The 13,044-nt window shown below is 71.4% G+C and carries 13 protein-coding genes; 7 read left to right on the forward strand and 6 right to left on the reverse strand.

All coding sequences use genetic code 11. The features are described from left to right. Positions 1-97: 97 nt before the first annotated feature. A complete protein-coding gene (locus tag WBG79_RS18205) occupies positions 98-1,228 on the reverse strand; it encodes a type III PLP-dependent enzyme (RefSeq protein WP_337358601.1) in 1,131 nt (376 codons plus the stop codon). Between the two features lie 797 nt (positions 1,229-2,025). Continuing rightward, positions 2,026-2,451 (reverse strand): DoxX family protein, encoded by a 426-nt coding sequence (locus tag WBG79_RS18210; protein WP_337358602.1) that lies wholly within the window; start codon positions 2,449-2,451, stop codon positions 2,026-2,028. Positions 2,452-2,589: 138 nt separating this feature from the next. On the opposite strand from WBG79_RS18210, the gene WBG79_RS18215 reads away from it, so the two are divergent. The 3 genes from WBG79_RS18215 to WBG79_RS18225 all read left to right on the forward strand — a co-directional run bounded on the left by WBG79_RS18215 (position 2,590) and on the right by WBG79_RS18225 (position 5,357). After that, positions 2,590-3,501 (forward strand): LysR family transcriptional regulator, encoded by a 912-nt coding sequence (locus WBG79_RS18215; RefSeq protein WP_337358603.1) that lies wholly within the window; start codon positions 2,590-2,592, stop codon positions 3,499-3,501. A 114-nt stretch (positions 3,502-3,615) separates the two neighbouring features. Then, positions 3,616-4,266, forward strand: a complete 651-nt coding sequence (locus tag WBG79_RS18220) for a DUF1007 family protein (RefSeq protein WP_337358604.1) — start codon at positions 3,616-3,618, stop codon at positions 4,264-4,266. Next, positions 4,257-5,357 (forward strand): nickel/cobalt transporter, encoded by a 1,101-nt coding sequence (locus WBG79_RS18225; protein ID WP_337358605.1) that lies wholly within the window; start codon positions 4,257-4,259, stop codon positions 5,355-5,357. Before WBG79_RS18220 ends, WBG79_RS18225 begins: the two co-directional genes overlap by 10 nt. Positions 5,358-5,375: 18 nt before the next feature. Here the strand turns inward: WBG79_RS18225 and WBG79_RS18230 are convergent, their stop codons facing one another. From WBG79_RS18230 to WBG79_RS18245, 4 genes are all read right to left on the reverse strand, one after another. Next, positions 5,376-5,744, reverse strand: coding sequence for a nitrile hydratase accessory protein (locus WBG79_RS18230; protein ID WP_337358606.1), 369 nt, complete (start codon positions 5,742-5,744; stop codon positions 5,376-5,378). Then, complete coding sequence (gene nthB / locus WBG79_RS18235; RefSeq protein WP_337358607.1) at positions 5,741-6,403, reverse strand: nitrile hydratase subunit beta; 663 nt, start codon at positions 6,401-6,403, stop codon at positions 5,741-5,743. Before nthB ends, WBG79_RS18230 begins: the two co-directional genes overlap by 4 nt. After that, entirely contained in the window at positions 6,400-7,056 is a 657-nt protein-coding gene (nthA, locus tag WBG79_RS18240) for a nitrile hydratase subunit alpha (RefSeq protein WP_337358608.1), read from the reverse strand. The genes nthB and nthA overlap by 4 nt, the downstream gene beginning before the upstream one ends. Positions 7,057-7,127: 71 nt before the next feature. Further along, positions 7,128-7,904 (reverse strand): gamma-glutamyl-gamma-aminobutyrate hydrolase family protein, encoded by a 777-nt coding sequence (locus WBG79_RS18245; protein WP_337358609.1) that lies wholly within the window; start codon positions 7,902-7,904, stop codon positions 7,128-7,130. 142 nt (positions 7,905-8,046) lie between these two features. On the opposite strand from WBG79_RS18245, the gene WBG79_RS18250 reads away from it, so the two are divergent. From WBG79_RS18250 to WBG79_RS18265, 4 genes are all read left to right on the forward strand, one after another. Then, positions 8,047-8,583, forward strand: a complete 537-nt coding sequence (locus WBG79_RS18250) for a TRAP transporter small permease subunit (protein WP_337358610.1) — start codon at positions 8,047-8,049, stop codon at positions 8,581-8,583. Beyond that, a complete protein-coding gene (locus tag WBG79_RS18255; protein WP_337358611.1) occupies positions 8,580-10,157 on the forward strand; it encodes a TRAP transporter large permease in 1,578 nt (525 codons plus the stop codon). The genes WBG79_RS18250 and WBG79_RS18255 overlap by 4 nt, the downstream gene beginning before the upstream one ends. A gap of 388 nt (positions 10,158-10,545) precedes the next feature. Beyond that, positions 10,546-11,718, forward strand: a complete 1,173-nt coding sequence (locus WBG79_RS18260; RefSeq protein WP_337358612.1) for a hypothetical protein — start codon at positions 10,546-10,548, stop codon at positions 11,716-11,718. Between the two features lie 17 nt (positions 11,719-11,735). Then, positions 11,736-12,932: a hypothetical protein gene (locus WBG79_RS18265; RefSeq protein WP_337358613.1), complete on the forward strand. Its 1,197-nt coding sequence runs from the start codon at positions 11,736-11,738 to the stop codon at positions 12,930-12,932. Positions 12,933-13,044: the final 112 nt, after the last annotated feature.

The raw sequence follows: 13,044 nt of genomic DNA on the forward strand, positions 1-13,044 counted from the left end.
TCGTCGCAAGGCCGTGGACCGGGCGTCTCGCCCGCTCTCGACTCCTCGGAGGGCCGTGGGTTCCGGCCGGTACGGCAGCGGGCCGAGCCGCCGCCGATCAGATCACGTAGGCCTTCAGCGGCGCGAAGCCGTTGAAGGCGACGGCCGAGTAGGTGGTCGTGTAGGCGCCCGTGCCTTCGATCAGGACCTCGTCGCCGATCTCCAACGAGACCGGCAGGTCGTAGGGGGTCTTCTCGTAGAGCACGTCGACGGAGTCGCAGGTCGGCCCGGCGATGACGCAGGGCGCCTTCTCGTCCGCGTCCCGGTCGGTCAGGATCGGGTAGCGGATCGCCTCGTCCATGGTCTCGGCGAGGCCGCCGAACTTGCCGATGTCGAGGTAGACCCAGCGCACCTCGTCCTTCAGCGACTTCTGCGAGATCAGCACCACCTCGGCCTTGATCACGCCGGCGCCGCCGACCATGCCGCGGCCCGGCTCGATGATCGTCTCGGGGATCCGGTTGCCGAAATGCTTGCGGATCGCCCCGGTGATCGACTGGCCGTAGGCGCCGACCTCCGGCACCTGCTTCAGGTAGCGGGTCGGGAAGCCGCCGCCCATGTTGACCATGCGGAGCTGGATGCCGCGCTCGGCCATCTCGCGGAAGATCGCGGCGGCCGAGGCGAGCGCCCCGTCCCAGGCCTCGGTGTTGCGCTGCTGCGAGCCGACGTGGAAGGACACGCCATAGGCGTCGAGGCCGAGCCGGTGGGCGTGCTCGAGCACGTCCGGGGCCATCTCGGGATCGCAGCCGAACTTGCGCGAAAGCGGCCACTCGGCGTCCGCGCCGTCCGAGAGGATGCGGCAGAAGACGCGCGACCTGGGCGCCGCACGGGCGACCTTCTCGACCTCGGCGCGGCAGTCGACCGCGTAGAGGCGGACGCCGAGCTCGAAGGCGCGCGCGACGTCGCGCTCCTTCTTGATCGTGTTGCCGAAGGAGATCCGGTCCGCGGTGGCGCCGGCGGCCAGCGCCATCTCGATCTCGGGGATCGAGGCGCAATCGAAGGACGACCCGAGCTCGGCGAGGAGCGTCAGGATCTCGGGCGCCGGGTTGGCCTTCACCGCGTAGAAGACGCGGGTGTCCGGCATGGCGCGGGCGAAGGAGAGGTACTTGTCGCGCACGACGTCGAGGTCGACCACGAGGCAGGGGCCCTCGGGACGTCGGGTGCGGAGGAATTCGCGAATCCGGGCGGTCATGGGTCGGCTCCCGTCCATGTTGCGGCCTACGTAACCCCCGACGGCGGTGCCTTTCGGCCCATGCGGTCGGGCTCTCGCCTCCCAGCCGGTCGCCCGGACGGAAGACTTTTCGGGATGCGCGACGACGCGCCGGGAACCGCGATGGAGACGGTTCGTCGGCACGGGGCGCGAACCCCGACGAGCCGGCTCGAAGCCGGCGGTCCCATCGATGCCTGTGCGGGGCCTCGATGGCCCGGATGCGGGAGCGGTCGGACCGGCGGGATCTGGAAACCCGCTGCGGCCCGGACGCGATCATCCGGTCGTTGGTGCCATGGATTGGAACGGGAGATCCCGATCCGCACGTCCGGCAAGGAAGTAGTGCTGCCTCTTCAGTAACCCCGGCCGATGGAGAGCCGGCAGAGACCAAAAAAGCCCTCTACGTCGTTGCTTCAAGCCGCGTTCCCCGTGTGAGACACGAGGTGCGCCGGTTCTGATCTCCGGCTGCCGGTTTGCCCAGGCGACCTCCGGGCCTCTTGTCCCTCGGGTGTCGCCTACCGGCACGCAGCCACAGGCACGTGCGAAATTGGGCGAGACGGGAGATAGGGAAAAACCGCGTCACATGCAAGGGGTTTCTTCGAAATTCCGTGGGTCCGGAGAACCGGCTTTTCGCAAGGGCCTGGAACGGCTTGCGGTCCGGCGGGCGCGAACGTCCCGGAGCCGGTCGAGAGATGCGGACCGCGCCGTCCCGGAGCCGGACGGCGAAGCCGGCCCGGGTGGGACCCGGGCCGGCTCGCGAATCGTTTTCAGGCGTGTCCGGCTCACTCGGCCGGGAGCGCGGCGTAGACGGCGCGGTCCTCGCCCTTCAGCGCGAAGGCGCCGGCCCCGAGGAAGACCTGCGCGATGGTCGCGGCGGCGATCAGGGCCGGGAACTCCCAGCCGCCGTTCGGGGCGGTGAAGAGCCAGCCGTTGCCGGCATGGGCCCAGGTGGCGCCGAGCGCGACGGGGACCAGCACGGCCGCGACGGGGCGGACCCAGAGGCCGAGGATCAGGGCGACGCCACCGAGCAGTTCGGCGGCGATCGTGCCGTAGGCGGCGATGGCGGGCAGGCCGAGGCTGGCGAAGAAGCCGACCGTGCCCGGGATGGTGAAGACGAAGATCTTCAGGGCGGCGTGGGCGACGAACAGGACGCCGAGGGCGACGCGCAGGACGAAGGCGCCGTAGGCCGGATCGAAACGGGTGTTCATGACGGGGTGCTCCTTCTTGACGGTCGGCCGCCACGGACGGTGGGGGCGGCACTGCTGGCTCCCGATATGCTCTTCGGCCCTGACATTGACAATTACGCGTCTTTCTGACGTATTGTTCGATAAAGAGAGACAGCGTCCATGGACACCGTCACCCGCATGCAGGCCTTCATCGGCGTCGTCGAGGCCGGCGGCTTCTCGGCCGCGGCCCGGCGCATGGCCAAGTCGAAGGCGCTCGTCTCGAAATACGTGAAGGACCTGGAGGACGAGCTCGGCGTCCGGCTGCTCAACCGGACCACGCGGCAGCTTTCGCTGACCGAGGTCGGGCAGGCCTACTACCGCGAGGCGACCGAGATCCTGCAGCGAATCGAGGATCTCGCCGATTCGGTCAGGGACACGCACCGGGAGCCGCGCGGGCTTTTGCGCGTCTCGGCGCCGCGCAGCTTCGGGGACGCGGAGCTCGGCGAGGCCATCATGGAGTTCCTGGTGGCGCAGCCGGAGATCATGGTCGACCTCAGGCTCGACGACCGCTTCGTCGACCTGGTGGAGGAGGGCTTCGACGTGGCGATCCGGATCACGGAGCTCGCCGACTCGAGCCTGATCGCGCGGCGGCTCGCGGATTTCCGCAATGTGCTGACGGCCGCGCCCGCGGTGCTGGCCCAGCACGGGACGCCGAAGACGCCGCAGGACCTGGCCGGACTGCCCTGCATCGTCGACACCAACTACCGAGGCCGCCACAACTGGGCCTTCCGGGTGGACGGGGAGCGCGCGATCGTGACGGTCAGCCCGCGCGTGGAAGTGAACAGCCCCGAGGTCGCCCGCTCGGCGGCGCTCGCCGGGCTCGGCTTCGCCCGGCTGCCCTGGTTCACGGCGCGCGAGGAGATCGCGTCCGGCCGGCTCGTGCCGCTCCTGGAGGCCTATGAGACGAACGCCGCCGGAATCTACGCCGTCTACCCGCACCGCCGGCACCTGTCCGGCAAGGTGAGGGTCTTCGTGGACTTTCTCGTCGAATGGTTCGGCCGTTGCCGGGACGTGCGCGGCGTGAAGGCCTGAGCGGCGGCGCGCCGCGCTTCGGCCATCATCGTCGGGCCTGTTCGCCGGCGCGGTCCTGCCCTACCGTTCCGTGAGCGTCGGGCCAGACCTTCAACGCCATCCCCGGATTCGACCATGATCCTTCGCCTCCTCGGCGTCCTCGCCCTGATCCTCACCGGAGCGTCGCCCGCGGCGGCGCACCCGCACGTCTTCGTGGACGCGCGGGCGGAGCTCGTATTCGACGGCAAGGGGACGCTGACGGCGATCCGGCATGTCTGGCGCTTCGACGATGCCTTCTCGGCCTTCGCGACCCAGGGGCTCGACCAGAACGGCGACGGCCAGCTGTCGCGGGAGGAGCTCCAGCCGCTCGCCAAGATCAATGTCGAGTCCCTGAAGGAATACGACTATTTCACCTTCCTGAAGCAGGGCGACAAGCGCAAGGGCTTCAAGCTGCCCTCCGAATACTGGCTGCAGGTGAACGACGGCCTCCTGACCCTGTTCTATACACTTCCCCTGATCGAACCGATCAAGATGGGCGGGGCGAGCCTGGAGCTCGACGTCTACGACCCGATCTTTTTCGTCGACTTCGAGCTGGTGAAGGACGAGCCGGCGCTGCTCGTCAACAGTCCAACGGGCTGCAGCCTGGAGGTCGTGCGCAAGGGGGCTCCGGACGGGGCGGCGGCGGCGATCCTCGGCCAGATCCCGGCGACGGAGCGCGAGCTGCCGGCGGAGCTGCGGGCCGTCACCAGCCAGCTCGCCAACCGGATCGGCGTGAAATGCCCCTGAGCGGCCCTCGCCCGGGCCGTGCCGCCGCGGTCCCGCTCCTGGCGGCCCTGATGCTCCTGGTCGCGGCGCCGGCTCTGGCCGCCGGGGCGGGGCCCTTCGGCGTCGGAGCGCCGGAGGCGGCGAGCGGGGCCGGGTCGGGCGTTTTCGGGTGGATCGCGCAGCAGCAGTCGGGCTTCTACCGGGCGCTGACCGGCGCCGTGAAACTGCTGAAGACGGATCCGGCCGCGGCCGCCACGCTGGTCGGGCTCTCCTTCCTGTACGGGGTCTTCCACGCGGCGGGGCCGGGCCACGGCAAGGCGGTCATCGCCTCCTACGTGGTGGCAAACGACGAGACGCTGCGGCGCGGGGTGATGCTCTCCTTCGTGTCGGCCTTCCTGCAGGCGACGGTGGCCATCCTGTTCGTCGGGGCGGCGACCTATCTCCTCAATCTCACGAGCCTCGCCATCACGGAGGCGACGCGCGCCTTCGAGCTGGCGAGCGGGGTTCTGGTCACGGCGCTCGGCCTCTGGCTGGTCTGGACCAAGGCGCTGCGGCGCGGGCTGGTGCTGCTGCCCCAGCCGAGGGCGGCGCTCGCCGGCGGGCCGGAGGCCGGACACGTGCATGGGCCGGCGTGCGGTCACGAGACGATGCGGCTGGTCCGCCCGGGACTGCGGTCCGGCGGCGTCGCAGGGGGAGCCTCGGCGCCCGCCGCCATGATGGTCTGCGCGGACTGCGGCCACGGCCACGTTGCCGATCCGCGGACGCTCGCCGGGCCGATGCCGGCCTCGCGCGCGCTCGCGGCGGTCTGGGCCGTCGGGATCCGGCCCTGCACGGGCGCGCTGATCGTGCTCGTCTTCGCCTTCAGCCAGGGGCTCTTCTGGGCCGGCGCCCTGTCGGCGCTCGCCATGGCGGCGGGCACGGGGATCTCGGTTGCGGCGCTCGCGAGCCTGGCGGTTTCAATGAAAGGCCTGGCGACGCGGCTTGCGGGGCCGGACGGTCCCTGGGCTGGGCGGATCCTGCGCGGCGCGGAGATCCTCGGCGCCTGCGCGATCCTGGTCCTCGGCGTCCTTCTCCTCGGGGCGTCGCTCGTCGGCGGCACGGCCGGCGGGTAGGCTTCTCGCGATCGTCAGTCAGCCGGCCGACTGACTGTCCCGTCCCAGCACGATGGGTTCGCCATGCGGCGTGGCGCGGGCGGCGCGGTCCCAGGCGTCGCGGCGGTCGTCCAGGGCCGCGGGGCTGACGACCCCCTTCTCGGTGACCAGGCGCTCGAGGGCGGCGAGCCAGTGGCGATAGTAGGTCTCGCCCGTGTCGGGGTCGCCGCAGGCCTGGGCGCGGCGGATCTCGTCGCCGAGCGTCCGGGCCCACTCGTCCCAGCCGAAGACGCCCGCCTCGTGGAGCTTCACGGCCAGCGCGAAGGCCTGCGCCTCCCAGGGGGCGGCAAAGACGGGCCCGCCCTCGTCCCGCGGCAGGGCCGGCAGGGCGTCGAGCGCGACCGTCACGGCGCGGGCTCCAGATAGGGCTCGAAAAGGTCCACCCGCACCGTCGAGGCCGGATCGGCATCGGGACCCCAGAGGTCGGGCGCCCTAAAGGCCACGGAATAGAGCCAAGCCGGCTGCTCGCCCAATCCGTGCGCATTGGTGTCCGGGAAGACGAAGACGCCGTGAACCGCCTCGATCCGGCCCGGCCGGCCGCGCACGTAGCGGGGGATGCGGGTGTGGGTGCGCGGGTGGATGTTGGCGGCGACGATGCGGTCGCCCGCCGCGAAACGGGCCGGCTCCTCGGCGGGCCGGCTGCAGGGTCCGCCCCGGGCAAGCACGGCCGGCACGTCGGCGGCCGTCAGGACCCGCTTCACCGGCCTGGCCTTGCCCTGCGCAGCGCCGCTGGCGAGTTCCGCGGGGGTCGCCAGGCCCGCGTCGACAAGGAGCCGCTCGAGGCCGGCGAGCCAGATCTGGTAGTAGGACGAGGACAGGTAGCGGGCCGGCGGCAGGCTCTCGCGCATGAAGCGGGAGCGGTCGAGGGTCCAACTGCCGGTCGCCCCCATGGCGAGGGTCAGGGCGAGCGCCCGGCGCTCCCAATCGGCGTGGAAGCGGACATGTTCCGGTTCGGGCTCCACGGGCCCGAAGCCCATCTGGCCGCCGAGGTCCTGGGCGCCGTTCATGCCGCCACCTCGCCCGGGCGCCGGGCGAGGCCGGTGCCGATCATGGAATCGCGGGTGACGAGGTCCGCGAGGCGCTCCTCGCTCCAGCCCTCGGTGCCGGCCGGCCGCTCCGGAACGACCAGGTAGCGGATCTCCGCGGTCGAATCCCAGATCCGGACTTCGGTGTCGGCGGGCAGGGCCACGCCGAACTCGGCGAGTACGGCCCTGGGCTCGATGACCGCGCGCGAGCGGTAGGGCGCGGACTTGTACCAGACGGGCGGCAGGCCGAGCACGGTCCAGGGGTAGCAGGAGCAGAGGGTGCAGACGACCATATTGTGCAGGCCAGGGCGGTTCTCCAGCGCGACCAGGTGCTCGCCCTGGCGGCCGCTGTAGCCGAGTTCCGCGACAGCGGCGGTCGCGTCGGCGAAGAGCCGCTCCCGGTACGCCGGGTCGCTCCAGGCGCGGGCCACCACGCGGGCGCCGTTCCGAGGCCCGATGCGGGTCTCGTAGGCCTCCACGATGACGTCGAGCGCGGCGGGGTCGACGTAGCCCTTCTCGACGAGGAGCGACTCCAGCGCCTTGACGCGCAGCGTCATCTCGTCGAGCGCCGAGCCCCCGTGATGGTCGTGATCGTGGTCGTGGTCGTGATGGTGCCCGTGGCCGTCGTGCGCCATGGCGGTCCTCCCTGGTCGACGGGCACGATAGGCTTGTCGGCCGGCCCTGTCATTCTGACCTGACGTCAGGCCTACTCGGCGGCGACCCGGCCCGGGCTACGCGAGGCGGCCTCGGCCCGGACGGCGTCGCCGAAGGCCTTGAAGAGGCGCGACGAGGCGGTATCCGACCGGACCCAGTATTCCGGATGCCATTGCACTCCGACCGCGAAGCCGGCGGCGTCGGCGACGCGCACCGCCTCGATGGTGCCGTCCGGCGCGGCCGCCTCGACGACCAGGCGCGGGGAAAGCTCGGCGATGCCCTGGCGGTGCAGCGAGTTCACCTGGACCTCGCCCTCGCCGAGGATCCGGCCGATGCAGGTGCCGGGCAGGACCCGGATCGGATGCCGGATGGCGTAGCGGACGTCGTTGTTGTCGCTGGCCGGGGCACGGTGATCCATCCGGCCCTCGAAGTCCTGGATCTCGGTGTGGAGCGTGCCGCCGAGGGCGACGTTCAGCTCCTGGTAGCCGCGGCAGATGGCGAGCAGCGGCTTGGCGCGCGCGATCGCCAGCCGAATCAGGGGCAGCGTGGTGGCGTCGCGCGCCGGGTCGTAGGGCTCGTATTGCGGGGCCGGCTCGACGCCGTAGAGGCTCGGGTGGACGTTGGAGCGCGAGCCGGTCAGCAGCACGCCGTCGACCCGGTCGAGGATCGCGTCGAGATCGAGGCCGCCGCCGAGGGCGGGAAGCACGAGCGGCATGGCGCCCGAACCGTAGAGGACGGCCTCGACATACTGGGCGGGGGTCGCATGCCAGCTGACGTTGTCGAACAGGCGGTTGTCGGCGGAGACGAGGACGATCGGCGTGGCGGACATGGAGGACGGGACGGTTCCGGCTGATGGACGCGCCACTATGGCATGGCGGCCGGGGCAATTCGAGGGCATGGCCCGCAGGGCGGGCTTGCGGGAGCGGCCCATGCCGGTACAAGGGGCCGGTCGAAGGGCCGGGACGGGGATCATGGGAGCGATCGCGGACGCAATCGATGCCGTGAACCGGCGGGTCGGCCGCGTCTTCGCCTGGGCCTCGCTGGCGCTCGTGCTCGTCCAGTTCACCGTCGTGGTGATGCGCTACGTGTTCGGCATCGGCTCGATCTGGCTGCAGGAGAGCCTCGTCTACCTCTTCGGCCTGCAGTTCACCCTGATGGCCGGCGCGACGCTCCTCGCCGACGGGCATGTGCGGGTCGACATCCTGTACCGCCCGGCGGGGCCGCGCGCGCGGGCCGCCGTCGACCTCGCGGGATCGCTCCTGTTCCTCCTGCCGCTCGCAGGCGTCGTCCTGTGGACCGGGCTCCCCTACGTGACGAAGTCCTGGGCGATCCTGGAGGGGTCGCGCGAGACGAGCGGCATCCCGGCACTGTTCCTGCTCAAGTCCGGCATCCTGGCCTTCACGGTCCTGACGGGGCTCCAGGGCGTGTCGCTGGCGATCCGCGCCGTCCAGGCGCTGCGGGGGGAGGCGGTCGGCCTGGCGCGGTTCGGGGGCGACCCCGCTCCATGACCGGGTCCGTCCTCGACGCGCTGCTCTTCGCGGCGATCTGCCTCGCCCTGATGGCCGGATTCCCGGTCGCCTTCACGCTCGGCGGGGTGTCGCTCCTCTTCGCCGCCCTCGGCGTCGCGCTGGGGGTCTTCGACCCGACCTTCCTGCACGCGCTGCCGCAGCGGATCTTCGGGACGATGACGAACGAGGTGCTGATCGCGGTGCCGCTCTTCGTCTTCATGGGCGTGATGCTGGAGAAGTCGCGCGTCGCCGAGGACCTGCTGGAAACGATGGGCGCCCTGTTCGGTCCGGTGCGCGGCGGGCTGGCGATCTCGGTCACCTTCGTGGGCGCGCTCCTGGCGGCCTCGACGGGGGTCGTCGGGGCGACGGTCGTCACCATGGGGCTTCTGTCGCTGCCGACCATGCTGCGGCGCGGCTACTCGCCGAAGCTCGCCTGCGGGTCGATCGCGGCGGCGGGCACCCTCGGGCAGATCATCCCGCCATCGATCGTGCTCGTCATCCTCGCCGACCTGATCGCCTCGGCGTACCAGAAGGCGCAGCTCGAACAGGGCGTCTTCGCCCCCGAGACGGTCTCGGTCAGCGACCTCTTCGCCGGGGCGCTGGTGCCGGGACTGGTGCTCGCGGCGCTCTACATGGTGTTCCAGGCGCTGGTCGCCTGGCTGAGGCCCGAGACCTCGCCGGCCATGCCGGCGGGCGAGCGCAGCGTGCCGCTGGCGACCGTGATGACCGCGCTGGTCCCGCCGGTGGCGCTCATCCTCTGCGTCCTCGGCTCGATCCTGGCCGGCATCGCGACGCCCACGGAGGCCGCCTCGGTCGGATCGGTCGGCACGATCCTGCTGGCCGGGGCGCGGGCGGCGCCGGCGCGGCGCGGCTTCATGCTGGCGGCCTGGGCGGGGCTCGCGGTCCTGGTGGTGCTGGTCGGGCTCATCGACACGCGGCTCGGGCGGAGCCGGACGTCGCCGGCGGAATGGGCCGGGATCGCGGCGGCGGCCCTGGCGGTCGCGGCGGTCGCGGCGGGCATCGGGACGGCGCTCGTCGCCGTGTGGCGCGCGGGCGTGCTCGTCCCCGTCATGCGCTCGGCGGGGGAGATCACCTCGATGGTCTTCGTGATCCTGATCGGCGCCACGCTCTTCACCCTCGTCTTCCGCGGGCTCGGCGGGGAGGAGACCGTGCAGCGGGTCCTCGTCGACCTGCCGGGGGGCACGCTCGGGGCCGTCGCGGTCGTGATGCTGGTCATGTTCGCGATGGGCTTCTTCATCGATTTCCTGGAGATCGTCTTCATCGTGGTGCCGATCACCGCGCCGGTGCTCCTCAAGCTGCCGATGCCGGACGGGACGCCGATGAGCCCGGTCTGGCTCGGCGTGCTGATGGCGGTGAACCTGCAGACGAGCTTCCTGACCCCTCCCTTCGGCTTCGCGCTCTTCTACCTGCGCGGGGTGGCACCGCCGTCGGTGAAGACCTCCGACATCTATCTCGGAATCATCCCGTTCGTGGCGATCCAAGTGCTCTGCCTGGGCATCCTGTGGCTCTTCCCGGGCCTCGCCACCCGGCTGCCGGCCATGATCGGGCTCTGACCGGCGCGTCGGCGTATGGTCCGTCGCGCCGGGCGCCGAGGATGGCTTCGGGGCGCCTAGAGAACGCGGCTCTCGGCGCCGGGTGCGGCGGGATCCTCGTCCGAGCCTCAGAAACCCTGAAGAGATACCGCCCGTCCGCCTTTCTCACTCGTCGGATGGGGGCCCACCGCTGCCGGCGGGCATAACCTTAGGGCATCTCGTGCCGAATCACAACGCGGCGGAACCCGAGCGGCGCGAGGTGTTTCCATGCGCAGTCTGGACGAGCGCCCGACCGAATACGACGGCGCGGGAACTCCGTCAGTGCCGTTGCCCGGGCGGGCGCGATGGCCTATGACCGGGCCGCATCTGAGATGGGCACCCCGGAATGTGTGAGCCGGGCGGAGGATCCATGGCCACGCTCTATCTGCACATCGGCATGACCAAGACCGGTTCGACCTCGATCGAGGCGACGTTCCACGACGCGCGCAAACTGCTCCTGGAGCATGGCGTCGACTATCTCGACATGGGTCAGAACCACACCAAGATCATGCTGGTGGCCGCCCGCCGGACCGCCAAGGGCCTCAAGGGCGACGTCACCCGCCTGCTCGGGGTCGAGAAGGACGACGTCGACTACGATCCCGCCCTCGTCGTGCGCGAGATCGAATCGCGTTTCGCCGCCCCGCGCGCCCCGAAGGTGGTGGTCAGCGGGCAGGGCATCCTGCACTTCGCCCGCAAGGACGTGGTCAAACTCAAGGCGCTGGCGGACCAGCATTTCGAGGCGGTGCGGGTGATCGTCTACGTGCGCGACCCGACCACCTGGGCGTCGAGCCGCGCGCAGGAGAACATCAAGCGGGGCCACAGCATCGAGGCGCTGGTGGCGAGCGTGCGGGAGAGGCCCGAGAAGAGCCCGATCATGCCGCGCTACCGGTCCGGCATCGAGAACTGGATCGACGTCTTCGGCCGGGAGGCCGTTGACATCCGCGTGTTCGACCGCAAGCGCTTCCAGGACGGCGATCTCCTGGCGGACTTCTGCGCCGCCATCGGGGCTCCGGCGGACCTCGCGCGCAAGCTGCCGCGCAACTGGAACAACAAGGGCGCCTCGGCGGAGTCGCTCTACCTGATCATGGCCCACTACGACATCGTGGAGCAGCGCGGCCGGAAGGCGGCCGGGCACGAGATCGACATCGACGCGCCGGGGCGCAGCCACGAGGGCTTCGAGGAGTCCGACCAGTACCGCAAGCCGCCGCTCAATTTCCCGTTCCGCCAGGCCATCCGCGACATCGAGGGTACCCGCTTCGCCCTGCCCAAGATGGTGCTCGACGCCGTCTGGGAGCGGTCGGCGGAGGACATCGCGTGGCTGCGGGAGGTGACGGGCGAGCCGGACCTCTTCGCGGACCAGTATCCGCCCAAGGAGGCCCCGGTGCCGGCCTGGTCGAAGGAGACGCTGCGCGGGCTGGCGGCGGTGATCGAGACGGGCCTCGGGGACGTGATGAAGGTCGAGAAGCGCCGCCGCCGGCTGCCGAAGCCCGTGCGGGCGGTCTGGCGGCTCGCCCTTCAGGCGCGCCGGCGCCTCGGCGTCTGAGCGCACCGGGAGGCAGCATGGCCCGCGTCGTCGTCCACATCGGCATGACCAAGACCGGGTCGACCTCGATCCAGGCGGCCTTCCACAAGGCGCGAGCGGAGCTCCTGCCGCTCGGCATCGACTATCTCGACCTCGGTCAGAACCACTCGCGCGTGGTGAAGGTGGCGCTGTCAGGCAGCGCCAAGCGGCTGAAGGGGTCGGCGGCGCGCTCGCTCGGGCTCGCCGAAGGCATCGACGCCTACGATGCCGGCGCCGTGCGGGCGGCCCTCGAGGAGCGGCTCGCCGCCCGGCGCGCGCCCCTGCTGGTCATCTCGGGCGAGGGCTTCTTCAACATGACGGAGGCGGAGATCGCCGCCTTCCACGCCCTGCTGACGCGCCACTTCGACGAGATCCGGATCGTCGCCTACCTGCGCGATCCGCTCTCCTGGGCGTCGAGCCGGGCGCAGGAGAACGTCAAGCACGGCCACACGGTCGCGGAACTGACCGAGAGTGTCGAGACCGATCCGGACACGAGCCCGATCGTTCCGCAGTACCGTCGGCGGCTCGGCGGCTGGATCGACGCCTTCGGGCGGGCGGCGGTCGACATCCGGGTGTTCGACAAGCGGCGCTTCCGGGACGGCGACCTCATCGCGGACTTCTGCGCGGCGATCGGCGCGGACCCGCGGGTGGCGGGGCTCCTGCCGCGGCCCTGGAACAACCCGCGCACGAGCCACGAGGCGCTGCTGCTGATCGAGGCCCACTACCGGCTGCTGGCGAGCCGCCATGCGGGGCGGACGACAACCAAGGAGCGGCGCAAGGCGGCCAAGAAGGGGCGCCGGGCCGGGGCCGAGGACGGCCCCGACCTCGGCGACATCGCGACCGACCCGGACATCCGCGCTCTCGCCTTCTGGTTCCGGGACGATGTCCGCAAGATCCCCGGCACGCCCTTCTCGCTGCCGCGGCCGGTACTCGACCGGATCTGGGCGCTCGTGCAGGACGACCTCGCCTGGCTGCGGGTCGAGACGGGCGACCCGGCGCTGTTCGCGGACGCCTGGCCGCCGCGGGAGAGCACGGCGCCGGCCTGGTCGGCCGAGACGCTGCTGCCGCTCGTGGAGCGGCTCGACCGGTCGGTCGGGCGCCGCTGGCGCAGCGAGGCGATGCTGTGGCTGCGCAGCGGCCCGCAAGCGGGGGTCCTCAAGGCGGCCGCCCGGCTGCGGCGCGCGCTCGGACGCTGAGGCACCGTCCAGGTCGGAAATCCGCCGTTGCCGCCGAGCGTTGACGGGCCCTGTGCCGGCATGCCAGCCTCCGGGCCGGCGACCGGTGCGCCCGGACAGCGGGGAAGCACTC

Source organism: Prosthecomicrobium sp. N25 (assembly GCF_037203705.1).
Taxonomy (GTDB): domain Bacteria; phylum Pseudomonadota; class Alphaproteobacteria; order Rhizobiales; family Ancalomicrobiaceae; genus Prosthecodimorpha.